The 24,784-nt window shown below is 58.0% G+C and carries 17 protein-coding genes and 3 pseudogenes; 19 read left to right on the forward strand and 1 reads right to left on the reverse strand.

Translation table 11 applies throughout. From position 1 onward, the window contains the following. Positions 1 to 31: 31 nt before the first annotated feature. The 18 genes and pseudogenes from asd to cobA form a co-directional block, all read left to right on the forward strand. The gene (gene asd / locus E5Q11_RS03380) at positions 32 to 1,144 is read left to right on the forward strand and encodes an aspartate-semialdehyde dehydrogenase (protein ID WP_135801971.1); all 1,113 of its coding nucleotides are present in this window, start codon (positions 32 to 34) and stop codon (positions 1,142 to 1,144) included. A 330-nt stretch (positions 1,145 to 1,474) separates the two neighbouring features. Continuing rightward, on the forward strand, positions 1,475 to 4,624 hold the full coding sequence (locus E5Q11_RS03385) for a FimV/HubP family polar landmark protein (RefSeq protein WP_135801972.1): 3,150 nt from the start codon (positions 1,475 to 1,477) through the stop codon (positions 4,622 to 4,624). 104 nt (positions 4,625 to 4,728) lie between these two features. Then, positions 4,729 to 5,628 (forward strand): tRNA pseudouridine(38-40) synthase TruA, encoded by a 900-nt coding sequence (gene truA, locus E5Q11_RS03390; protein WP_135801973.1) that lies wholly within the window; start codon positions 4,729 to 4,731, stop codon positions 5,626 to 5,628. Between the two features lies 1 nt (position 5,629). Beyond that, entirely contained in the window at positions 5,630 to 6,259 is a 630-nt protein-coding gene (locus E5Q11_RS03395) for a phosphoribosylanthranilate isomerase (protein WP_135801974.1), read from the forward strand. Further along, complete coding sequence (gene trpB / locus E5Q11_RS03400) at positions 6,246 to 7,460, forward strand: tryptophan synthase subunit beta (RefSeq protein ID WP_228260620.1); 1,215 nt, start codon at positions 6,246 to 6,248, stop codon at positions 7,458 to 7,460. Before E5Q11_RS03395 ends, trpB begins: the two co-directional genes overlap by 14 nt. Before the next feature lie 29 nt (positions 7,461 to 7,489). Further along, complete coding sequence (gene trpA / locus E5Q11_RS03405; RefSeq protein WP_135801976.1) at positions 7,490 to 8,302, forward strand: tryptophan synthase subunit alpha; 813 nt, start codon at positions 7,490 to 7,492, stop codon at positions 8,300 to 8,302. 40 nt (positions 8,303 to 8,342) lie between these two features. After that, positions 8,343 to 9,269, forward strand: coding sequence for an acetyl-CoA carboxylase, carboxyltransferase subunit beta (gene accD, locus E5Q11_RS03410; RefSeq protein WP_135801977.1), 927 nt, complete (start codon positions 8,343 to 8,345; stop codon positions 9,267 to 9,269). Next, entirely contained in the window at positions 9,247 to 10,554 is a 1,308-nt protein-coding gene (gene folC / locus E5Q11_RS03415) for a bifunctional tetrahydrofolate synthase/dihydrofolate synthase (protein ID WP_135801978.1), read from the forward strand. Before accD ends, folC begins: the two co-directional genes overlap by 23 nt. A 122-nt stretch (positions 10,555 to 10,676) precedes the next feature. After that, positions 10,677 to 11,285, forward strand: a complete 609-nt coding sequence (locus E5Q11_RS03420) for an SPOR domain-containing protein (RefSeq protein ID WP_135801979.1) — start codon at positions 10,677 to 10,679, stop codon at positions 11,283 to 11,285. A 116-nt stretch (positions 11,286 to 11,401) separates the two neighbouring features. Continuing rightward, positions 11,402 to 11,971 carry a CvpA family protein gene (locus E5Q11_RS03425; protein WP_135801980.1) on the forward strand — a complete coding sequence of 190 codons (570 nt, stop codon included), beginning with the start codon at positions 11,402 to 11,404 and terminating at the stop codon, positions 11,969 to 11,971. A gap of 36 nt (positions 11,972 to 12,007) precedes the next feature. Next, positions 12,008 to 13,531, forward strand: coding sequence for an amidophosphoribosyltransferase (gene purF / locus E5Q11_RS03430; RefSeq protein ID WP_135801981.1), 1,524 nt, complete (start codon positions 12,008 to 12,010; stop codon positions 13,529 to 13,531). 3 nt (positions 13,532 to 13,534) lie between these two features. Then, positions 13,535 to 14,776 carry an O-succinylhomoserine sulfhydrylase gene (locus E5Q11_RS03435; protein WP_135801982.1) on the forward strand — a complete coding sequence of 414 codons (1,242 nt, stop codon included), beginning with the start codon at positions 13,535 to 13,537 and terminating at the stop codon, positions 14,774 to 14,776. A gap of 6 nt (positions 14,777 to 14,782) precedes the next feature. Then, positions 14,783 to 15,374: pseudogene (locus E5Q11_RS18170) on the forward strand (DNA translocase FtsK 4TM domain-containing protein); the annotation flags it as partial. Positions 15,375 to 15,814: 440 nt separating this feature from the next. Continuing rightward, positions 15,815 to 17,359: pseudogene (locus E5Q11_RS18175) on the forward strand (DNA translocase FtsK); the annotation flags it as partial. Positions 17,360 to 17,381: 22 nt separating this feature from the next. After that, positions 17,382 to 18,035, forward strand: coding sequence for an outer membrane lipoprotein chaperone LolA (gene lolA, locus E5Q11_RS03445; RefSeq protein ID WP_135802420.1), 654 nt, complete (start codon positions 17,382 to 17,384; stop codon positions 18,033 to 18,035). Next, positions 18,035 to 19,378: a replication-associated recombination protein A gene (locus E5Q11_RS03450; RefSeq protein ID WP_135801984.1), complete on the forward strand. Its 1,344-nt coding sequence runs from the start codon at positions 18,035 to 18,037 to the stop codon at positions 19,376 to 19,378. Before lolA ends, E5Q11_RS03450 begins: the two co-directional genes overlap by 1 nt. A gap of 128 nt (positions 19,379 to 19,506) precedes the next feature. Next, on the forward strand, positions 19,507 to 20,781 hold the full coding sequence (gene serS / locus E5Q11_RS03455) for a serine--tRNA ligase (protein WP_135801985.1): 1,275 nt from the start codon (positions 19,507 to 19,509) through the stop codon (positions 20,779 to 20,781). A gap of 101 nt (positions 20,782 to 20,882) precedes the next feature. Beyond that, a pseudogene (gene cobA / locus E5Q11_RS03460) lies at positions 20,883 to 21,641 on the forward strand (uroporphyrinogen-III C-methyltransferase); the annotation flags it as partial. 30 nt (positions 21,642 to 21,671) lie between these two features. Here the strand turns inward: cobA and E5Q11_RS03465 are convergent. Further along, positions 21,672 to 22,751 (reverse strand): 3-deoxy-7-phosphoheptulonate synthase, encoded by a 1,080-nt coding sequence (locus E5Q11_RS03465; RefSeq protein WP_135801987.1) that lies wholly within the window; start codon positions 22,749 to 22,751, stop codon positions 21,672 to 21,674. A 195-nt stretch (positions 22,752 to 22,946) separates the two neighbouring features. On the opposite strand from E5Q11_RS03465, the gene E5Q11_RS03470 reads away from it, so the two are divergent. Continuing rightward, complete coding sequence (locus tag E5Q11_RS03470; protein ID WP_135801988.1) at positions 22,947 to 24,758, forward strand: DUF1631 family protein; 1,812 nt, start codon at positions 22,947 to 22,949, stop codon at positions 24,756 to 24,758. The last annotated feature ends 26 nt before the right edge of the window (positions 24,759 to 24,784 follow it).

Here is a 24,784-nt window from a genome sequence, read left to right on the forward strand (position 1 = left end):
GGGCGGGCATAAAACGAGGTTCAAAGGTCGCATGAAGCGAGTTGGACTTATTGGTTGGCGCGGCATGGTGGGCTCGGTCCTCATGCAGCGCATGCGTGAAGAAAATGATTTTGCCGATATCGAACCGATCTTCTTTACCACCTCCCAGGCTGGTAAACCGGCCCCGGACGTCGGTAAAGAGGGTGTGCCTCCGCTACAGGACGCGTTTGATATTGATACCCTGAAATCCCTGGACGTTGTGGTTACCTGCCAGGGTGGGGACTACACCGGTGCGGTCTACCAGAAGCTCCGTGACGCAGGCTGGCAGGGGTACTGGATCGATGCCGCCTCCACCCTGCGGATGGTGGACCATTCTGTGATTGTGCTGGACCCGGTCAATCGCAACGTCATCGATGAAGCGCTGAGTAAGGGCGTCAAGGATTACGTTGGCGGCAACTGCACGGTCAGCCTGATGATGCTTGCCCTCGGTGGACTGCTGGAGAAAGACCTGATCGAATGGGTTTCGCCCATGACCTATCAGGCCGCTTCAGGTTCCGGCGCCCAGAACATGCGTGAGTTACTCAAACAGATGGGTGCACTGCAGGATAGTGTCAGCGAAGAGCTGGCCGACCCGTCCTCGGCCATTCTGGAGATAGACCGCAAAGTGACCGATACCATGCGTTCCGGCAGCTTCCCCACCGAGCACTTCGAAGTGCCGCTGGCAGGCAGCCTGATTCCGTTCATCGACAAGCAGCTCGATAACGGCATGAGCAAGGAAGAGTGGAAGGCGGGCGTCGAGACCAACAAGATCCTCGGTCGCAGCAACAGCCCCATTCCGATTGATGGTATCTGCGTGCGGATTGGTGCCATGCGCTCCCATAGCCAGGCGCTGACCATCAAACTGAAGAAAGATCTGCCGGTCTCTGAAATTGAATCGATTCTGGCCGGTGCCAACGACTGGGTGAAAGTGATTCCCAACGAGCGGGATGCGACCATTCGTGAGCTCACGCCGGCCAAGGTGACAGGTACCCTGAGTGTGCCCATCGGCCGTATCCGCAAACTGGCCATGGGCCCCGAGTATATTTCGGCGTTCACCGTTGGCGATCAGCTGCTATGGGGCGCTGCGGAGCCACTGCGCAGAATGCTGCGGATTCTGCAGGAGTAATGACCTGTCGGCGCAGAGGGCATGTTTATGCCAACTGCGTTTGATTTCAGGAAAACCAACAGGGGCGAGGGCTGCAATAGGCCGTCGCCCCTGTTATTTTTTTGACGCAATCATCGTTCCCGAACAACGTCTTCCCTCACATAAGTGAAAAAACGGTGCAAGGAGCGCGGCTGATTGATTGATAAAAGAGGTTTTATCAACAATACTTGCCGGACTGACTGTTCAAAACATTACACAATAACGATAGAAAATTCGGCGAAAGTCATCCAACCTCGGGCGTAATTGTTCTGCAGAACAATAACGAACAACGGAGACTGGTAAGGAAAAAGCATGAAGGTACGCAAGCTTGCGGTTGCTCTGGCTCTGGCAGGAGGGCTCGGTTCAGGTGTCGCACAGGCTCTGGGGCTGGGAGAAATTGAATTACAGTCCTACCTGAATGAGCCTCTGGACGCAGAAATAAATCTGCGTAAAAGCGAGGGGGTTTCGCCAGGCGATGTTTTCGTCAACATCGCGCCCCAGTCCGCCTTTGAACGGGTGGGCATCGAGCGCAGTTATTTCCTTACCAGACTGAATTTTGAGGTGACGACGGCGCCGAACGGCAGCCTTGTTGTCAACATTTCAACCCGCGAGCCCCTGCGGGAACCCTATCTGAATTTCCTGGTGGAGGTGACCTGGCCCAACGGTCGCCTGATGCGTGAATACGCGGTTCTGGTCGACCCGCCGGTGTACGCTGAAGAATCCGGCATCCGTGAGCAGGTCTCAGCTCCGGCCTCAAGCGCCAGCGGGCAAAGCAGTCAGCCCAGACAGCAGGCGCGCCAGCCGGAACCCGCGCGGACAACACGCAGTACCCAGTCCGTTAGCATGTCAGGCGCCCGCACCCTCGGTCCGACCGATTCCTCCGATACGCTCTGGACCATTGCCGCCCAGGTTCGCCCGAATAACAACGTGTCGATGCAGCAGACAATGCTGGCGATTCAGGATCTGAATCCGGATGCGTTTATTGATGACAATATTAATCGCCTCAAGCGCGGTGAGATTCTGCGGATACCGGATGAGAACCAGATTCGCAGCCGTAGCCGCAGTGAGGCCAATCAGGAAGTTGCGGTACAGAACCGGGCCTTCTCGACACCCCGGTCGACGGTGGATGCAACAGCCGACTCGGCAGGTTCAGGCTCTGACGAGGCTGCTGGTGGCAGCGGCGGTGACCAGCTCCGTCTGCTGGCGGCTGATGACACCGAATCCCGTGATACCTCAGACGGTGGGTCTGCCGGTGGTGACGGCGATACCGCCGGTGGTGTTGATGCGGGCTCCGCGGTTGCGATGGAAGAACTTGAAAGCGCCCGACGCGAAAACGAGGAACTGACTGGCCGCGTCGATGATCTGCAGGATCAGGTCCAGACGTTACAGCGGTTGCTGGAGCTCAAGAACAGCCAGCTTGCGGATTTGCAGAACACCCAGGGTGAGCCTACAGCTTCCGGTTCACCCGAAGCCGGAATGGCCGCAGATGATTCTTCAGCCAGCGCTGACGATACCGCAAGCGCTGAAGGCACTGAAGCTACGGACGGGATGGACGGCGTTGAAGGCGCTGGAATGGATGATGCCTCCGCGGACTCAGATGACATGGCAGCCGGTGATGCTGCCCAGGATGCCGAAAGCCAGGACCAGGCATCCGAGTCTGATTCCATGTCCGACGAAGCCACTGGCACCGAAGGCGCAGGCGCTGGAACAGACGGCGGTATGACCGCGGATGATGCGGCTCAGTCTGCCGATGAAACCGATGACGCTGCGGCGCCCGCAGCCGAGCAGTCTGAACCGGAAGTGGCTGAACAGCCAGAGACCGAAGCGGCTCCTGCTGAGTCAGCCCAGAAATCATTCCCGGGCAATATCATTGATGCTATCTCCAGCAACCCCATGTACCAGATAGCACTTGGTGGTGGGCTGGTGGTGCTGCTGTTGCTTCTGTTGTTGCTTGCGCGGCGCAATGCCAATCGTGAGAAGGCGTTCTACGACCAGTTGAACAACGAGACCGACGGTGAAGAAACGGATTCGTTCGACCTTACGTTTGATGAAGAGTCAGACGGTGTGGCGCCGGATGACGATGCCATCGCTGAAGCCGACGCCTACATTGCCTATGGTCGGCATGACCAGGCAGCACAAACCCTGGAAACCGCGATTTCCCGCGAACCAAGCCGCTCCGATTTGCGCCTGAAGCTGCTGGGCGTCTACGCGGACACCCAGGACCGGGAGTCTTTTGACAAGCAGTTCCGTGAGATCGAAGCGCTGGATGATGAAGCGGCGACTGAAGAGGCTCAAACGATCCTGAATCGTCTGGAGGAAGATGAATCGATGCCGAGCATCGATGATCTTGAATCCCAGTTGATGTCGGGCGGTTCTTATGAGGACGAGCAAGACGAAAACGATGTCAAGGGATCTTCGTTCCAGTCCGATTCCGAATACGACATTGAGGCCTACGAAGCGCCTGAGGGCGATGACATAGGGCTGGACGAAGATGAATCACCAGAGCGGGCTCTGGATTCAGACGCGGAAGATACCGAAAGCCTGACGCCGGCCAGGGCCTCCGATGATGATCGTGACGATCCCATTGAGTTCGATCTGTCGGACCTTGAGGATACCGAGGAAAAAGGTTCAGAATCCGAAGAGCCGTTTGATTTCTCGCTGGAAGAGGGCGATCTGCCCGAAGGCGATAAAGACGATGAGGATGACCTGAGCCTGGACTTCGAAACCTCCGATCTTGAGCTTGACGACAAAGCCTTGCCGGGTGCGGAAGATTCAGACGGGCTCTCCGGGGACCTTGCCGAAACGCCTGAAAAGGCCCCGGAAAGTGACGACCGCAAGGACGACAAGGCCGAGAGCCTGGACGTTGATGATGACGGAGAACTGGATGAGTCATTCCTGGATGAGCTTGATGCCGAGCTGGACAAGGTAGCAGGCGAAGATGATCTGCCGGAAGACGGTGATGAGTCTGAGCTGGATGATCTGGAACTGGACGTGTCCGACGAGGATCTTGCCCTGATGGAGGAATTCTCTGAAACCGACGAAGCCAATCCCTCTGATGCACCGAAGACCTCTGAAGACGATGATCTGTCCCTGGATGACGAGCTTGGTCTGGAGGATACGCTGAGCGGCGAAGAGCCCGCTGATCCGGAACAGGAAGTCGAGGGTGCTGAGCAGGCCGATGAGATGCTGTCGGAAGATGGACCGGTGGATCCCCCCGTTGCGTCTGATCCGTCGGCGACCCGGGATTCCGGTCGCGACATTCAGGAATCCGATCTGGGCGATGATGACGACTTCGACTTCCTGGCAGGCACCGATGAAGCAGCGACCAAGCTTGATCTGGCGAGAGCCTATGTTGAGATGGGCGATGTGGATGGTGCCCGGGATATACTCGAGGAAGTGGCTCTGGAAGGTAACGAAGAGCAGAAAATCGAAGCTCAGGAACTGCTTAAAAACCTGTCCTGATCCGCTATAATCAGGCGGCTTTAACCTGAACGCCGGCAGCCCGTGTTATTGCAACGGGTGTAGCCGGCGTTTCTCGTGTGTGATCAACCAATCCGGGAAGGCCCTTGTTCCAGCAACCCCAGCCATTAACCACGGACAGGCCTGTCGGCGATGGACGTGTGGCTCTTGCCTTTGAATACGACGGCCAGGCATTCCATGGCTGGCAGTTCCAGAAATCCGGGGTAAGAACCGTTGAAGCGGAGCTTGGCAGAGCGGTGGCCCGGGTGGCCGATCACCCGGTTGAGCTCGTTTGCGCCGGGCGGACCGATGCCGGCGTGCACGCCAGTTACCAGATAGCTCATTTTGAGACGACGTCGGTGAGAAATCTCCGGTCCTGGGTGATGGGCATCAACACCGCTTTACCGTCTGACATAGCGGTCCATTGGGCGGGGCCGGGAAAAGCGGATTTTCACGCGCGTTTTTCTGCCGTCTACCGCCGCTACCGATACATCATCTGGAATACGGCGGTTCGCCCGGGGATACAGCAAGGGCAGGTTTCCTGGATTTACCGGCCACTGGACGCAGGGCTGATGCACCAGGCGGCACAATCGCTAAAGGGCGAGCATGATTTTTCAGCGTTCCGTGCGGCTGGGTGCCAGTCCCGGTCACCGATCCGCTTCCTGGAGTCCATAAGCGTGGCTCGCAAAGGCCAGTATGTCGTCCTTGACGTACAAGCTAATGCTTTCCTGCATCATATGGTCCGCAATATTGCCGGGGCTCTGATTGCTGTCGGAAGCGGGGATAAGCGCGTGAACTGGATTCATGAGATACTGCAATCTGGCGACCGGCGACTCGCGGGGGTGACTGCGCCCCCTCATGGCCTTTATCTTGTGGATGTGGGTTACCCCGGCGACTTCGGAATCCCGGCCGCGGAGTGCGGGCCGGCGTTCGCGGTACCCTGGTTTACCCACGAGGAAAACCAGCCAGTTGAACCAACACACATTCATCGCAAGCAGCGGGAATGATATGAGAACACGGGTAAAAATCTGTGGGCTTACCCGGCCTCAGGACGTGGCTGCCGCCGCCAATGCCGGGGCAGACGCCGTGGGCTTTGTTTTCTACGAACCCAGTCCGCGGAGCGTGTCCATCGAGGCCGCTGCAGAGCTGTTGCGTTCTTTACCAGCTTTTGTGGTCGCCACCGGGCTGTTCGTGAATCCGGACCGTGAACTGGTGGAACGGGTGCTATCAAAAGTACCCCTGGATCTGCTGCAGTTCCATGGCGATGAAACGCCGGATTTCTGCAACAGTTTTCCCGCCCGCTGGATCAAGGCCGTCCGGGTTCGGGCCCGGGGCGATATTGAGCGTGCTTTCCAGGACTATCATCGGGCCAGTGGCCTGCTTGTGGATGCCTGGGTAGAGGATAAATACGGCGGTACCGGGCAGTCTTTCAATTGGGATCTGATCCCGTCTGTACGCCCGCTGCCCCTGATATTGGCCGGTGGACTGGCTTCTGATACCGTAGCCGACGCTGTCGAAAAGGTCCGTCCCTGGGGCGTCGACGTAAGCGGTGGGGTAGAGATTAGTAAAGGCATCAAACACGCCGCCAAAATGACTGACTTTATAAATGAGGTACACCGTGTCGATGAAACTGACTGAAGAAATGTTGAGCGGCTTTCCGGATGCGCGTGGTCACTTCGGTGCCTACGGTGGCCGGTTTGTGTCCGAGACCCTGTTCGATTCGTTGATGACCCTTGAAAAGGAATACAAGCGGCTGAAGAACGATCCGGATTTTCAGGCCAGCTTTGATAAGGACCTTGCCCACTATGTCGGCCGACCTTCGCCCCTTTATCTGGCCGAACGCCTGACCCGTGAGACCGGTGGCGCCCAGATCTGGCTGAAGCGGGAAGACCTTAACCATACCGGCGCCCACAAGGTGAACAACACCATCGGGCAGGCACTGCTGGCCAGTTTTCTGGGCAAGAAACGCATAATTGCCGAGACAGGCGCGGGGCAGCACGGAGTTGCAACCGCCACGGTCTGTGCCCGCCTGGGCCTGGAATGCCACGTATTCATGGGTGCAGAGGACGTTCAGCGCCAGTCCCTGAACGTTTACCGCATGAAGCTGTTGGGTGCCACTGTGCACGCGGTTCAGAGTGGCACCAAGACGCTCAAGGATGCCATGAACGATGCCATGCGCGACTGGGTGGCGAACGTCGATGATACTTTTTACATCATCGGCACCGTGGCCGGGCCGCATCCTTACCCCTTACTGGTGCGTGATTTCCAGTCGGTGATTGGGCGGGAAACCCGTCAGCAATGCCTGTCGCAGGCCGGTAAGTTGCCGGATGCGCTGGTGGCCTGTGTCGGTGGTGGCTCCAACGCAATCGGCATGTTCTATCCCTTCCTGACCGATGAGTCGGTGCAGATGTATGGCGTTGAAGCCGGTGGCCTGGGCATTGAAACCGGCCAGCACGCGGCTCCACTGAGCGCGGGTCGTCCCGGTGTGCTACATGGTAACCGAACCTATCTGATGGAAGATGAGAACGGCCAGATCGCCAGCACCCACTCGGTCAGCGCCGGTCTGGACTACCCGGGCGTTGGGCCGGAACACAGCTGGTTGAAAGATATTGGTCGGGCCCACTATGTATCCGTAACCGACGACGAAGCGCTGGACGGCTTCCGCAAACTAACCCGGGTGGAAGGCATCATGCCGGCGCTGGAAACCGCCCATGCTGTCGCCTACGCGATCAAGCTTGCCGCCACCATGGACAAGGATCAGGTGGTAGTGATTAACGTGTCTGGCCGCGGTGATAAAGATATCCAGACCATTGCCAAGCTTGACGGCATCGAGATGTAACTGCAGTTAAAGGATCAACAGGAGAACGCATGAGTCGAATTGAAGGGGTTCTGAAATCCCTCAAAGCCCAGGGTCGCAAAGCATTAATACCCTACATCACCGCAGGCGACCCGCATCCGGATCAGACCGTTGATCTGATGCACACGCTGGTGGCAGCCGGTGCCGATATTATCGAGCTGGGGGTGCCGTTTTCGGACCCCATGGCCGACGGCCCGGTGATCCAGCTGGCCTGTGAACGGGCGCTTGTGCATGGCACCTCACTGCGCCAGGTTGTGGCCATGGTGAAAACTTTCCGGGAAAAAGACGATAAAACCCCCATCGTGCTGATGGGCTATCTTAACCCCATGGAAGCCATGGGGTATGAGCAGTTTGCAGATACCGCCAAAGCCGCTGGCGTAGACGGTATTCTGACCGTGGATCTGCCTCCGGAAGAAGCCGATGAGGTGGCGCCGCTGTTCACCGAACGTGATCTGGACGCCATTTTCCTGCTTGCGCCAACCACTACCGACGACCGGATTCGTTCAATCAGTCAACACTCTTCCGGCTATGTGTACTATGTTTCATTCAAGGGTGTGACCGGATCAGGCAAAATTGATATCGACGAAGTGGCCTCAAAAGTGGCCCACATCCACGAGCTGACCGCGCTGCCGGTTGGTGTTGGGTTCGGAATACGGGACGCGGAGACCGCCGCCGCCGTTGGCCGGGTATCCGATGGTGTAATTGTCGGCAGTGTTCTGGTGGATACAATAGCCCGCAATCAGTCAGATCCGGACCAGCTGAAGCGTGCGCTGACCGATCTGCTTCGACCGATGCGCGAGGCGTTGGACAATCTGGCTTCCTGAGAGGAAGGCCGGAATGGGGATCACAGGATAGGATGAAACCATGAGTAACTGGCTGGATAAGATCATGCCGAGCAAGATTCGCTCGGAATCCAAACAGAGAATGGGTGTGCCGGAAGGCCTGTGGAAGAAGTGCCCGAAGTGTGGGGCCTTTCTCTACAAGCCCGAGCTGGACAAGAACCTGGATGTCTGTCCAAAGTGCAATCATCACCTGCGGATCACCGCCCGTCGCCGCCTGGACGTATTCCTGGACGCAGATGGTCGCGAGGAAGTCGGCGCCGAGCTTGAGCCCTGGGATCGTTTGAAGTTCAAGGACAGCAAGCGCTACAAGGATCGTCTGACCCAGAACCAGAAGACCACCGGTGAGAAAGACGCGTTGGTCGCCATGCGTGGCAAGGCGATGGATATACCGATGGTTGCCGTGGCGTTCGAGTTTAACTTTCTCGGAGGCTCCATGGGCCAGGTCGTGGGCGAGAAGTTCGTTCAGGCTGCCAATGTGTGCCTGGAAGAGCGGATTCCACTGGTCTGCTTCTCCGCCAGTGGCGGCGCCCGCATGCAGGAAGCCATCATTTCCCTGATGCAGATGTCCAAGACCGCGGCGGTGCTCGAGCGCATGAAGCAGGAGGGCATTCCCTACATCTCGGTGATGACAGATCCAGTCTTTGGTGGCGTTTCCGCCAGTCTGGCCATGCTGGGGGACCTGAATATTGCCGAACCCTACGCCCTGATCGGTTTTGCCGGGCCACGGGTAATCGAACAGACGGTTCGCGAGAAGCTGCCGGAAGGCTTCCAGCGGAGTGAATTTCTGCTTGAACACGGCGCCATCGACATGATTCTTCATCGTCACCAGATGCGCGAGCGCATTGCCGCGCTGCTGGCGAAATTTACCGGCCGGGAACAGACTGCGAAAGAGCAGCCGATCGAATTTGAGGTGTCTGAAATCCCGGATGCCGATGTCCCCACCGAATGATCGTCCGGCCCGGATGCCACAGGCTCCGGGCCCGGGCTCACCCCTCGCTGACTGGCTGAACTACCTTGAATCCATCCATCCCACGGAGATTGATCTTGGGCTGGATCGAGTGCTGGTGGTCTTTCGGCGACTGTTTCGCAGCAACCCCCGTTCGCGCATCATCACCGTCGGTGGCACCAATGGCAAAGGCAGCACGGTAGCGGCGCTTGAAGGGCTTCTGAGAACGGCTGGAAGAACCGTTGGCGCCTACACGTCACCACACCTCGAAAAATATAACGAACGTGTGCGGGTCAACGGTATTGATGCATCCGACCAGGCCCTCGTTCAGGCTTTCGAGGAAGTTGAGGCGGCCCGTCGGGATGTGTCGCTGACCTATTTTGAATTCGGCACCCTGGCGGCGTTTGTGGTATTCCGTGACTCTGGCGTCGATGACTGGATTCTGGAGGTGGGTCTTGGTGGACGCCTGGATGCGGTGAACATACTGGATGCGGATCTGCCGATTATCACCTCGGTTGATATCGATCATGTTGCATTCCTCGGTAACGATATCGAGTCCATTGGTTTCGAGAAAGCCGGGATACTGCGCCCGAATCGCCCCGCCATTTTTGCTGACCTGAACCCGCCGTCCTCAGTACTTCAACAGGCCAGTGCCCAGAAAGTCAGGTTGCTTCGGCCGGGGTCGGGCTACCGGCTTTCCGCACCGGCCGGGCAGGGGACGGAAGCGGTCCTGGACATTGATCAGCCGTTTTCCCGGGTTTCCTTGCCGGACCTCGGGCTGCCGGTAAACAGCGTCGCGGCGGCGGTTGTGGCGGCACGGATGTTGGAGCCGGACCTGTCAGTGGAGCTGATCGAGGCCACTCTGGCGGGCCTGTCTCTGGCGGGCCGATTCGAGCAGCTGGCTGAGGCGCCAACAGTCATTGCCGATGTCGGTCACAATCCCCATGCCGCGCGCTGGCTGGCATCGCGAATCGGGGCGATTCGGCAGCCCGGGCAGAGAGTGCTCGCGGTCTACGGCGCGCTGGCTGACAAGGATGTAGAAAATGTGACTGAGGCATTGTCTGAGCAGGTTGATCAGTGGTTTCCCGCCGCACTGAATGTGCCCCGGGGTCTGGGCTGTGAGCAACTGATGCCGCGAATGACCGGCGCCCGAATGCTGGACCAACCGGGCTGCGCCGGCTCTGTTCAAGAGGCTGTATCTTCGGCCCTGGCAACCGCTCGGCACAATGATCTGGTGCTTGTTTTCGGCTCCTTCTTCACGGTGGCCGCCGCCAGAAAGATGTTTTGATAGCGAGTCTTAAATCTTCGTCATTCCCGGATGGATGTTTTGAGTTCAGGGGCGCTGACAGTTAGTATCAGCCTTTAAAGGCGACACCACGGGATGACTGGCATCAACAGGGGAAGCTCAACGTGAACGGATTGAAGCAACGTATTATCGGCGCACTGGTACTGGTTTCCCTGGCGGTGATATTCGTGCCCATGATGTTCGATGAGCCCCATTCAGAGCGGGAAACCAGCAGCATCAAGATTCCGGAAGAGCCGCCGTTCCCTGAGGTGGATATGCCGGAACCGGAAACCACCGAGGTACCGGATTACCGGATCATTGAAGAGCCCGAAAACGTGGCGCCCGCAGAGCCGGCTCAAACCGCCGAAAGCGAACCTACCTCAGAGGGCCCTCCTCAAACCGAAATCACGCCAGCACCAGAGCCGGAACCAGAAGCAGAGCCAGAACCCGCGACTGTTGAGGAGGCTGGATCCGCCGAATTTTCCCGTTCGCTTGAAGGCGCCTGGGTCGTCCAGTTGGGCAGTTTTGGTAGCAGCGAAAATGCCTCCCGGCTGCGCGACCGGGTACGGGAAAAAGGCTACAGCTCCCATCTTCAGAGTGTTTCCCGCGGCGACGCCGAGCTGACACGGGTATTTAGCGGTCCCTTCGCCGAGAAAGCCGAAGCCGAAAAAGCGAAGCAGGTGCTTGATAAGGCGTTCGGCCTCAACAGCCTGGTAACCTCTGGCGGTAAGTGACAGGCGAAGGTTGGCAGCCTATCCCGTCCGCCGATTGTATTCATTTTGAAAGCGCGGTTTGGTCAGATGGTGTTTCCTGATAGAATTCGCGCTTCCTAATTTGCACCGGGTTGTTAATGGACGCGCTGATCTGGATCGACTGGGTCCTCATTGCCCTGATAGCAGTATCCACTCTCATCAGTCTGAAACGGGGCTTCGTCAGGGAGGCGCTGTCGCTGGTGACCTGGGTCGGCGCTTTCCTTCTCGCCCGTACATTCCACCCGCAAATGCAGTCATTACTGGAAAGCACCGTTGAAACACCGCTGGTGCGCCTGATCGCAGCTTTCGCCATTCTTTTTTTCGGCACCCTTATTGTCGGCGCGGTCATCAACAACATGATCGGGCACCTGGTACGGGCCACCGGCCTGTCCGCAACGGATCGGGTACTGGGCATGGGGTTTGGCCTTCTGCGTGGCCTGGTGGTGGTCATTGTGGGCATCGCTTTTACCCGCTACACGCCGCTGGCAGAGGACACCTGGTGGCGGACCTCGATAATGATCAACCGCCTGGCAGTGGTGGAAGACTGGTCAAGAAGAACGCTGGGCGATGAGTTCGCCCGGTATCTTGGCCCGGCCGGGGGGAACATGGACCTTCCCGTCGACCTGCAGACGGATGAGGCTGTAGAACCTGCGCCCGCGTCCCGTTAACATTCAGTTTTAAACGCTTGGGAGAATACCGTAGCCATGTGTGGCATTGTCGGCATAGTCAGTACCTCTAACGTCAATCAGTCGCTTTACGATGCGCTGACCGTTCTTCAACACCGGGGCCAGGACGCAGCGGGTATTGTGACATTCCAGGACGAGCGTTTTTACCTGCGCAAGGACAACGGGCTGGTACGCGATGTGTTCCGTACACGCCACATGCGCCGCCTGGTGGGCAACGTGGGAATCGGCCACGTGCGCTATCCAACGGCCGGCAGTTCCAGCTCCGCCGAGGCGCAGCCGTTCTACGTCAACAGCCCCTACGGCATCACCCTGGCGCACAACGGCAATCTGACCAACGCCGAGGAACTGAGCCGCGACCTGTTTCGTACCGACCTCCGGCACATCAATACCAACTCGGATTCCGAAGTTCTGCTGAACGTGTTTGCCCACGAACTGCAGAAACTTGGGAAGCTGGACCCGACCAAGGACGATATCTTTGCTGCGGTTCGCGCGGTGCACCAGCGCTGCAAGGGTGCCTATGCCGTTATCGCCATGATTACAGGCTACGGGATTGTGGGTTTCCGGGACCCGAATGGCATTCGCCCGGCCTGTTATGGCGTGCGCCATACGGACCAGGGCGATGAATACATGATTGCCTCGGAAAGCGTGGCTCTGAGCGCCGCTGGCTGCAAACTGGTCCGGGATATTGCGCCGGGTGAAGCGGTTTACATTGAAACCGATGGCACTTTCCACACTCAGCAATGCGCAGACGATCCCCATCTGTTCCCGTGTATCTTCGAGCATGTCTATTTTGCGCGGCCTGATTCCATCATCGACCGGGTGTCGGTCTACAAGGCCCGACTGCGCATGGGGGAAACCCTGGCCGAAAAAGTGCTGAGAGAAAATCCCGACCACGATATTGATGTGGTCATGCCGATTCCGGACACCAGCCGCACCTCGGCCATGCAGATGGCCCACCGGCTAGGGGTGAAATTCCGGGAGGGTTTCATCAAGAATCGCTATATCGGTCGGACCTTTATCATGCCCGGCCAGAAGATGCGGAAGAAATCCGTGCGCCAGAAACTTAACCCTATCGATCTGGAATTCCGCGGTAAGAATGTCATGCTGGTGGACGACTCCATTGTGCGCGGCACCACCTGCCAGGAAATCGTCCAGATGGCCCGGGATGCCGGCGCCCGCAAGGTGTATTTTGCCTCTGCCGCGCCACCGGTTCGCTACCCCAACGTTTACGGCATTGATATGCCGTCAGTAAACGAGCTGATCGCCCACGACCGCAGCGTTGAAGAGATTGGCAAGATTATTGGCGCGGACTGGCTGCTGTATCAGGATCTTGAAGACCTGGTGTCCAGCGTCAGCGATGTAAACCCGGACATTGAAGGCTGGGAATGCTCGGTGTTTACCGGTAATTATATTGCTGGTGACGTTGATGCCGCTTATCTGGAAAAACTCGAAGCGGCCCGGAATGATGAGCAACGTTTCAATCAGGGTGCCGCTGACTCTTCCGATAATGGCATTATTGATCTCTATAACGATGAAGACTAGACCATGACGAATTATCGCGACCAGCATGTCCTGATCCCGGAATCAGACCTTGAAGGCATGTCCGTGGACACCCTCGCCGTCAGGGCAGGGCAGATCCGCACCGGCGAGCTGGAACACAGCGATGCCATTTTCCCGACCTCCAGTTTTGTTTATGCCAGTGCGGCCCAGGCCGCCGCACGATTTGGCGGAGAAGAGCCCGGTAATATCTACAGTCGGTTCACCAACCCGACGGTGCAGGCCTTTGAGGCGCGCCTTGCCGCCATGGAAGGGGGGGAGCGCTGTGTCGCAACGTCTTCCGGTATGTCGGCGATTCTTGCCACCTGCATGGCGCTGCTTACCTCCGGCGACCATGTCATCTGTTCCCGGGGTGTGTTTGGCACCACCAACGTGCTGTTTCAGAAATACCTTTCACGCTTCGGGGTTGATACCTCTTTTGTGAAACTGACCGATCAGGACGAATGGGAAGCCGCGGTACGACCGGAAACCCGGATGATCTTCATAGAAACGCCATCCAACCCACTGTGTGAAGTGGCCGATATGGAAAAGCTGGCTGCGCTTGCCCGTCGCAGCAATGTGCTGTTTGTGGTGGACAACTGTTTCTGTACGCCGGTCTTGCAGCGGCCTCTGGAGCAGGGTGCCGACATTATCATCCACTCGGCGACCAAATACCTTGATGGCCAGGGACGATGTGTCGGCGGCGCGGTTGTCGGCCCGGCAAAGCTGATGGAGGAAGTCTACGGTTTTCTGCGTTCCGCAGGTCCGACCATGAGTCCATTCAATGCCTGGGTGTTCCAGAAGGGCCTGGAAACCTTACCAATCCGTATGCGCGCCCACTGTGACAATGCGTTAGAGTTGGCGAAATGGCTGCAATCGCAGGAAACCGTTGAGGAAGTCTATTACGCCGGACTGGCCAGCCACCCGCAGCATGAACTGGCAAAGAAGCAGCAGACCGGGTTCGGTGGTGTGCTGTCATTCCGGGTCAAGGGCGGTCGTAAAGAGGCCTGGGCGTTTATTGACGCCACCCGGATGATTTCTATTACGGCGAATCTGGGGGATGTGAAAACCACCATCACCCATCCTGCCACTACAACCCATGGCCGGCTTTCCGATGAGGACAAGGAACAGGCGGGCATTACCGAAAATCTGATCCGGATATCGGTGGGGATTGAAGCTGTGTCTGACCTCAGAACTGATCTTCAGAGAGGGTTCGAGGTGCTCGAAAATCATCGTCAGGGAAACGTCTGAGCATTCATGGCTGAGAGCGAAAAAGCGAAGAAAAATCAGGAGCTTTCACCCAAACAGGTAAAGTTCCGTCGGTTTGTCTCCCAGGGTGCGAGGGAAGGCGCCGTGATTGCGCTGATTGCGCTGTGTATCTATCTGGGCATGGCGCTGGTGACCTTCAGCCCGGCTGATCCGGGTTGGGCGTCCATTGGCCACGAAACCGCGGTGCAGAATCATGCCGGCCGCACCGGCGCCTGGCTGGCCAGCCTGCTGCGTGACTTTTTTGGCGATGTCGCTTTCCTTTTCCCGGTCATGGTGGCCGGCTACGCGCTGATGCTTATACGGCTTCGCAACAAGCCGATTGACCCCCATATACCGCTCTTTATGGTCCGTTTCGGCGGCTTTCTGTTGATCCTGCTGTCTGCCACCAGCCTGCTGTCGCTCTATTCCGTATTTGGTTTGGGCGAGTCCTCTGGTGGTGTGCTGGGGGCCGCCGCATCGGAATCCATGGTCCGTTTCTTCAACCTACCAGCAACCACACTGCTGTTGATCGCAATATTCCTGTTTGCACTGACGGTCAGCACCGGGCTGTCATGGTTCTGGCTGATGGACCGCATTGGAGCGGCCACAATCAGGCTCGGTAACAGCATCGCAACGCTCTTCAGTCGGTCAGCAAAAACCAGGTCCACTGACAAGAAAACGCCTGAACACAGGCCTGCCCCCAAGACACCGGCAAAGCCGGAGCCCCCGTTGGTGAATGACGAAGTAACCCGCTACCCGGCGGCACGGAAAACACCCTGGTGGAAGAGGCTGATTCCCGGTTGGGGCAAGCGGGCAAAGGCCAAACCGGCTCCCAGAGAGCGGGTGGAGCCTGCCTTTGATGGTATGCCGGTTGCAGATGGAGGGGATGACCAGCCACGGCTGGAAAGTTTCAGCTCCCGGGATGCCAGTTCCGCACCCAGGCAGGATGCCGGGGCTGGCGCCGTCAATGCCGGCAAACCCTCAAAATCACTGAAAATCTCGCCTTTCAAGCGTGATGAGCAGCCAAAGGGCAAAAAGGGCTCTGAAAAGCAGGGGTCTCTGCTGGAAGATATTGAGAGTCCGATTCCGCCAATATCTCTTCTGGACCCGCCCGAGGAGCGTAAGGAGCGGGGCTATTCGGAAGAGTCGCTGGAGCATATGTCCCGCCTGCTGGAAGAGAAACTGGCGGATTTTGGCGTTACCGTGGAAGTGGTTGAGGTTAACCCGGGCCCGGTGATCACCCGTTTCGAAATCAAACCCGCCGCAGGGGTCAAGGTCAGCAAGATCTCCAACCTGGCCAAGGATCTGGCCCGGTCACTGGCGGTTCTGAGTGTCCGCGTGGTGGAAGTGATTCCCGGCAAGTCCGTGGTTGGCATCGAGATACCCAATGAAGAGCGGGAAATGGTCCGGCTCAGCGAAGTGCTGACCTCAAAGGTGTTCCAGGAATCTTCGTCGGCGCTGACGCTGGCCCTGGGCAATGACATCGGTGGCAATCCGATGGTGGCCAACCTGTCCAAGATGCCACACTTGCTGGTCGCTGGTACCACAGGTTCCGGTAAGTCGGTGGGTGTGAACGCGATGATTCTGAGTGTGTTGCTCAAGGCGACGCCGGAGGAGGTCCGTTTCATCATGGTGGACCCGAAAATGCTCGAGCTGAGCATTTACGATGGCATACCGCATCTGCTGGCGCCGGTGGTGACAGACATGAAAGATGCCGCTAACGCCCTGCGCTGGTGTGTTGCCGAGATGGAACGGCGTTACCGTCTGCTGGCCAGCCTGGGTGTGCGTAACCTGGCCGGTTATAACCGCAAGATCAGGGATGCTGCAGCGGCGGGCGAACCGATTCTGGACCCTTTGTGGAAACCTGATGAATATCTGGCCAATGATGAGCAGGAGCGCCCGGAACTGGAAACCCTGCCGTTCATTGTGGTGGTGATTGATGAGTTCGCCGACATGATGATGATCGTCGGCAAGAAGGTTGAAGAACTGATTGCGCGTATTGCCCAGAAAGCCCGCGCCGCTGGTATTCACCTGATTCTGGCCACCCAGCGCCCGTCTGTGGACGTGATTACCGGCCTGATCAAGGCCAATATTCCGACCCGGATGTCGTTCCAGGTGTCATCCAAGATTGACTCGCGCACGGTCCTGGATCAGGGCGGGGCAGAGCAGCTGCTGGGCCATGGTGACATGCTCTACCTGCCACCGGGCTCTGGCCTTCCCGTCAGGGTTCACGGTGCCTTTGTGGACGACGACGAGGTGCATCGCGTGGTTAAAGCGTGGAAAGCTCGTGGCGAGCCGGTCTACGTGGATGACGTCCTCAACGGTGCCGAAGGTGAAAACCTGCCGGGCGTGCCGACATTAAGTGAGGGCGGCGGTGACAGTGAGGGCGATGCCCTGTTTGATGAAGCAGTGGCCTTTGTCACCGAGGGCCGGCGGGTATCGATTTCATCGGTGCAGCGTAAATTCAAGATCGGTTACAACCGGGCTGCCAACCTGGTAGATGCCATGGAGGCTTCCGGTGTTGTCAGCGCCGCTGGCAACAATGGCGCCCGCGAAGTACTCGCGCCGCCGCCACCAAGAGACTAGGAGACTGTTTGTGATAAAGCTTATGCAAGGCTTGCGCCCGCTGTCCGCAATGATCGTTCTCGCGTTTTCCGCGGTTCCGGTCGGTGGCGTCAATGCGGAAGAGACCATAGACAATCCGGCAGCGGAAGTTGCCAGCCTGCTCGAAGGCTACAGAAGCTACGAGGCATCATTCATTCAGATTGTGGTTAACGAGAACGGTAACGAGGTTCAGGAATCCCGCGGTGAGCTGAAAGCCAAACGCCCGGGGCTGTTCTACTGGGAGACAACCTCGCCTCATTCCCAGTTTATCGCCAGCAATGGCGAGACTGTCGAGGTCTATGACCCGGACCTTGAACAGGTTACCGTGCACTCCCTGGATGAGCGGGTTGCCACTACGCCGGCGCTGCTGTTGAGTGGCGAGGTCGATAACCTGGACGAAAGCTACAAGGTCACCGGTCGGAAGCTGGGTGAAAATACCCGTGAGTTTACTCTGGAGCCCCGTGACCAGGACTCGCTGTTTGTATCACTTCGCCTGACATTCTCCGGTGACGAGCTACAGGAAATGCGGATGCGGGATTCCCTGTCCCAGTTAAGCGTGCTCAGCTTCAACAACATCCGGGTGAACGGTGCCATCGAAGAGAAAGCCTTTACCCTGGACTACCCTGACTCGGTGGATGTGATCCGGGACGGGGCCTGATGCAGGACAGCCTGTTCGAAACCGCCTCTGGTTTTCAGCCGCTGGCGGCGCGGATGCGCCCGAACAGTCTTGATGAGTATGTTGGCCAGGGTCATCTGGTAGGGCCCGGCAAACCACTTCGCCGGGCAGTGGAGCAGCGCCAGCTGCATTCAATGATTCTCTGGGGCCCGCCGGGGGTCGGTAAGACCACCTTCGCCCGGTTGTTGGCAAACCTCAGTGAACTGAGTTTTGAAACACTCTCTGCCGTTCTGAGCGGCGTCAAGGATATTCGCGCGGTGGTTGACCGGGCGAAAGACCGAAAGAACGCAGAGGGCAGGGACACCCTGCTGTTCGTCGATGAAGTACACCGGTTCAACAAAAGCCAGCAGGACGCCTTCCTGCCGCACATTGAAGACGGAACCTTCATTTTTGTTGGTGCCACCACCGAGAACCCTTCGTTTGAACTTAACAGCGCCCTGTTGTCCCGGACCCGGGTGTATGTGCTTAAAAACCTGGCGGATTCCGAGCTGCTTGAACTCCTCAAGCGGGCGCTATCGTCGGATCAGGGCCTGAAGGGCGAGATCCGGGTGGATCAGGCCGTCCTGGATATGGTAGCGGCCGCCGCCGGTGGCGATGCACGGCGGGCTCTCAATATTCTTGAGGTAGCCACAGACCTTGCCGAGCTGGATGCCGATGGCCACTCCAGGATATCCGAGGACCATCTGGAGCAGGTGCTTCAAACCAGCCTCCGGCGTTTCGACAAAGGCGGTGACGTTTTCTACGACCAGATTTCGGCACTGCACAAATCGGTTCGTGGCTCAGACCCTGACGGTTCGCTTTACTGGCTCTGCCGGATGCTGGATGGCGGCTGCGACCCGCTTTATGTGGCCCGGAGGCTGGTGCGCATTGCCAGCGAGGACATTGGCAATGCCGACCCAAGGGCGCTGCAGCTGTCCATGGACGCCTGGGAAGCCCAGGAACGCCTGGGATCCCCAGAGGGCGAGCTGGCCCTGGCACAGGCGGTGACCTATCTGGCCATGTGCCCCAAGAGCAATGCCGTATACAAGGCCTTCAATCAGTGTATGGCGGATATCAGAAGCGATCCGGATTACGAAGTGCCGGTACACCTCAGAAACGCCCCCACAAAACTACTGAAAAGCATGGGCCACGGTAACGAATACCGCTATGCCCATGACGAACCCGAGGGTTTTGCCGCCGGCGAATCCTATTTGCCCGAGGCCATACATCAACGCCGGTATTACCAGCCACTGGCCCGGGGGCTGGAAATCAAGCTTGCTGAAAAGCGTGACCGACTGCACGAAAAAAACCGCACCAGCCCGCAGAAACGCTATCCACAGGGCTGAAATCCGCCCGGTTCAGGGCGCCGGGATTCCGCCCGGGTAGTCACAAGCCGCTTCAAAGGTATAATGCGCAGTTATCAAATGCGTCATCAGACCCAATTCTCATCAGATACGACCAATTCAGGATAATCATGCTCGATCCCAAACTTGTTCGCTCACAGACTGAAGAAATCGCCCGTCGGTTGAAGGTCAAACACTTTGATTTTGACCGGGCTACCTTTGATCAGCTGGAAGAGCGCCGCCGAGCGCTTCAGGTAAAGACAGAAAACCTGCAGAGCGAACAGAACCGTCGATCCAAATCCATTGGTAAGGCCAAGGCGGCAGGGGAAGACATTCAGCCGCTGCTGGATGAAGTCGAGCAGTTGAAAACCGACCGCTCAGCGGCGGAAGACGAGCTGAGAGTCCTGCAGGAGGAGCTGAACGGGTTCCTGGCCGCGATTCCCAATGTGCCGGACGAGGCCGTGCAGCCAGGTGACAGTGAAGACGACAACGTGGAGATCCGCAAGTGGGGTGAGCCCCGGTCGTTCAGCTTTGAACCCAGGGATCATGTGGCTCTGGGCGAACAGCTCGGCGGCCTGGATTTCGAAACCGCAACCCGCCTCGCCCATTCCCGTTTTGCGGTTATGCGCGGGCCAGTCGCACGTCTGCACCGTGCCCTGGCGCAGTTCATGATCAACCTGCACACCGATGAACATGGCTACACCGAAGCCTATCTGCCTTACCTGGTTAACGCCGATACGCTCTATGGCACGGGCCAGTTGCCGAAATTCGAAGCCGATCTGTTCAAGATGGAAGGCGAAAATCCGCTTTATCTGATTCCGACGGCGGAGGTTCCGGCAACAAACCTGGTCAGCGACTCCATTCTGGCAGACGACGAGCTGCCGTTGAAACTGGTCTGCCATACCCCCTGTTTTCGCAGTGAGGCCGGGTCCTACGGTCGTGACACACGCGGGATGATCCGTCAGCACCAGTTTGACAAGGTTGAACTGATCCACATTGTGCGCCCGGAAGAATCAGACGCCGCCCTTGACGCTCTTACCGGGCATGCGGAGAAGGTATTGCAGCTTCTGGAATTGCCGTATCGCGTTATGGACCTGTGTGGTGGCGATATTGGTTTTGCTGCCGCCCGCACCTTTGACCTTGAAGTCTGGTTGCCGGGGCAGGGCAAGTACCGGGAGATCTCTTCGTGCTCCAACACCCGTGATTTTCAGGCACGGCGCATGCATGCAAGGTGGCGTAATCCGGAAACCAAAAAGCCGGAGTCCGTGCACACGCTGAATGGCTCCGGCCTGGCGGTGGGCAGGGCGTTGATTGCCGTGCTTGAGAACTACCAGCAGGAAGACGGCAGCGTTCTGGTTCCTGAGGTTCTGAGGCCCTATATGGGAGGTTTGGAAAAGATCCAATGAGTGATAGAACAGGTGATGCACCATGGAAGTGCGTAACAGCCAAGCCGGCCCCGGTTCGGTACAGGAAAAACCCGGTCACCGATAATCCGAACAGCTCCGAAGGCGAGGTCGCGCTGGTGGGTGCCGGCCCGGGTGACCCCGAGCTGCTGACGCTCAAGGCCTGGCGGCTGATCCAGTCAGCCGAGGTTGTGCTGTACGACCGGCTGGTGTCGCCGGAAATCATGGCGCTGATTCCAGAGGCAGCCGAGAAAATCCACGTCGGAAAACAACGGGCGAATCACACGCTGCCCCAGGATCAGATCAATCACCGGCTGGTAGAGCTGGCCCGCGAGGGACGTAAAGTAGTGCGCCTGAAAGGCGGTGACCCCTTCATTTTTGGCCGGGGCGGGGAAGAGATCGAAACCCTGGCCGCAGCCGGTGTCCGGTTTCAGGTGGTGCCAGGTATCACAGCGGCGTCTGGTTGCGCGGCCTATGCGGGTATCCCGTTGACCCATCGTGATCACGCCCAGTCCGTCCGTTTCGTGACGGGTCACCTCAAGAACGATACCTGCGACCTGCCGTGGAAGGATTTTGTCCAGAATAATCAGACACTGGTGTTCTACATGGGCCTGGTGGGCCTGCCGATCATCTGCCAACAGCTGATTGCCCATGGCATGTCGGAAGAGATGCCGGTCGCGTTAGTGTCTCGGGGAACAACCCCCGAGCAGAAGGTGGTGGTTGGAAATCTCTCAACGATTGTGGCGCGGGTCGACAGCGAGACCATCTCGCCACCGACGCTGGTGATCATCGGGCAGGTTGTTGCTCTGCGAGAGAGCCTGGACTGGGTTGCAAGTGTTCCCATGCAACCCGGCCAGGACTGAGCAGAGCCCCCGGAGGAATAAAAGGTGGGATCAGCCCTGGGCTTTGCGCCCGGGCAGTACGTCTTTCAGCTTGTCGCGCATATCCCGCAGTGCTTTTTCCGTGGTGTCCCAGTCGATGCAGGCATCGGTGATGGACACGCCGTACTTCAGATCCTTCAGGTTTTCAGGAATCGACTGATTGCCCCAGTTCAGGTGGCTTTCCACCATCAGGCCCTGAATGGACTGGTTACCCTCGAGAATCTGATGGGTAATGTCCTGGATCACCAGCGGCTGGATTGCCGGATCCTTGCTGGAATTGGCATGGCTGCAATCCACCATGATGGATTTTCTCAGCTTCGCCTTCTCAAGCGCCTGCTCGCACAGGGCGACGCTCACTGAATCGTAGTTGGGCTTGCCGCCACCGCCGCGCAGAACCACGTGACCGTAATTGTTGCCCCGTGTTCGGATGATGGACACCTGACCCTGCTGGTTGATACCCAGGAAGCTGTGGGGATGGGACACAGAGTTCATGGCGTTCACTGCCACATCAAGACTGCCGTCTGTGCCATTCTTGAAGCCGATCGCCATGGACAGGCCGCTACTCATCTCGCGGTGAGTCTGGGATTCGGTGGTGCGGGCACCGATCGCGGACCAGGAAATGGTGTCCTGCAGGTACTGCGGGGAAATCGGGTCAAGTGCCTCGGTTGCCGTGGGCAGGCCAAGTTCGGAGATATCAATCAGCAGGCGACGACCAATGTGCAGGCCCTGTTCGATGTCAAAGGTATCGTTCAGGTGCGGATCATTGATCAGGCCTTTCCAGCCAACCGTTGTGCGCGGTTTTTCGAAATACACGCGCATGACAATCAGCAGTGTGTCGCTGAGCTCGTCGGCCAGGGTTTTCAGTTTCTGCGCGTACTCACGGGCGGCATCGACGTCGTGGATGGAGCAGGGGCCAACCACCACAAACAGCCGGTGGTCCTTGCCATCCATAATGTCGTAAATCGCCTGGCGGCCCTTTTCGACGGTATCGGCTGCTTTCTCAGACAGCGGTAATTCCTGTTTGAGCGCTTCAGGGGTGATTAACTGCTCCTGACTCGCCACATTCAGATTCTCTATTTTGGTGCCCGACATGCTTTTGTTATCCCTGATTCTGACCGTTGCCATCGGGGATAGTGTATAACTGGGTGTAGTACCCCGAGGCAGAAAACATCGTGTGAACGTCACTTAAAATGGCTACGCGGGGCACGATTGCAGTAAACCCCTGCGAGGTGGTTATACTGCGTCATTTAACACACCTTTTCAACGCTTCTGACGCGCGGAGAATGGATGCAGCAAGGCAGGCAATTACTGTCACTGGAACAGGCCAAAAAACGGATTGGCGACGTGCTTTCCGGTATCCGGGTTCCCGATCTTCCTTACCCGGTGGGCAAACCGGAAAAAGAGTCCGTCAGCGACTGGACACCGCTTTTGATGTCCTGCTGGACGGAGCAGCGGGATGAGCCCGTCAGCCATGTCATTCGCTCGGTCTCGCTGACCTGGTCGGTGCGACAGATCAACGCGGCTTATGTCTCTGACCGCATCATGGACGTTTTCCTCAAATCCAGCGGGTTGCACCCGGAGCTGGCAGGACGCCTTGCCCGTCTTCGCTTTTTCCTCGCCTGGCGAATGAACCTTGAAGGTGGTGGCCTGTTCAATGACGCCCTGATGAACTGGCTCGACAGCTTTCAGGACCATCGGGGCTGGAGCGCTAACAGTGGCCGGTCTTCAAGGCTGCTGCTTGACCAGCTTGACGCCCTGACCATTGAAGTCGCCGGCTGTTTTGAAAGCGGTGACACCACGGCCGTCATGGCGTTTTGCCAGCAATGGATTGCCGACGCCGAAAAACGGGAGCAGCAGACCGAGCGCCTGCGCGAGCGGCTGTTGAAAACCGAGCAGGGCGCTGCCCGGCAACGTCGGGCAGAACACACAGCCCGGGCGCTGATCGGGCGCGCCATGAAAGGCCGCCAACTGCCTGAGCCTATTGTTCAGTTCGTGATGGAGACCTGGTTTCCGCTGCTCAAGCAGATTATCTGGGAAGAGGGTCTGGACGGCGATAACTGGCGGCATGCCAGTAAGCTGCTGGAGTGGCTGGTCTGGATTGGCGACCCCAAGCTTTCCGATAAGGACAAGAACCGGCTTTATACCGTAGGCGAGCAGATTGGGGACCGCATTAATGATGTGTGGAGCCGGCTGAACAAAAAGCCTCTTCCAGAGGCGTCTCTTGCGGGCATTCAGTCAGTGATGGTCCAGCGCCTCAGAGGCGAGGTTCCTGAACTTGTGCCTGCGTTGCCGCCGGCCGACCGTTTTTCCTGGGACTCATCCTGGCTGGCGCTGGAGCCGGTACCAGAGTCTGACTACCGGGAAATGGCTCAGAAGTGGTATGTGGAAGGTGAAGGCGCTAAAGAGCAGCGCCGGTTCTTCCTGACCTTGCTGGAGGACACCCAGGAAGTACTCTGGACCAATGGCGCTGGCGTCAGACTGGGGTTTTCGCCCTGGTCGGTATTCAGATCCGATTTTGATCAGGGTGTACTGAGGCCGTTGGCGCCGATCAGACCCTTCGGCGAGGTTCTCGCTGAAACGGTGACGGCCCTGTCCAATGTGTTGCAGCGCCAGATGCAGCAACGCAAACAGGCGGCGGAAGACGCCCAGAAAAAGGCGGCCGCCTTGCGCAAGGAAAAAGAGCAGGCCGAAAAGGTTCGTGCGGCGCAGCAGGCAGCGGAGGCTGCAGAGAAGGAGCGTCTGCGCCTGGAGGCCGAGGCTCAGCGACAGGCCGATCAAGACGCGGAAGCGGCAAGATTGCGGCAGGAAAAAGAAGTGGCAGCCCGGATTCTGGTTGAAGGCATCAAGCTCGGCGGGTGGATTGTGGTTGAAAATCGTGATTCCCCTGGGGAACCTCGACGTCTCAAACTGGCCGTGCGCATCAACGCGTCCCGTAAACTGGTGTTTGTGGACCGGCTGGGCCTGAACCGTCGGGAGTACATTGAGGACGCCCTGATTGAGGACGTGGTTGAGGGAAATGTGCGGGTGCTGGGTGTTTCGGCGGAGTTTGACGATACGCTCTCGAGAGTGGTCGGGCGGATCCGGGTTGGAAAGCAATAACGGCCTTTTCTGGTTGGGTGATGGCT

It is taken from the genome of Marinobacter confluentis (assembly GCF_004785685.1).
Lineage (GTDB): Bacteria > Pseudomonadota > Gammaproteobacteria > Pseudomonadales > Oleiphilaceae > Marinobacter > Marinobacter confluentis.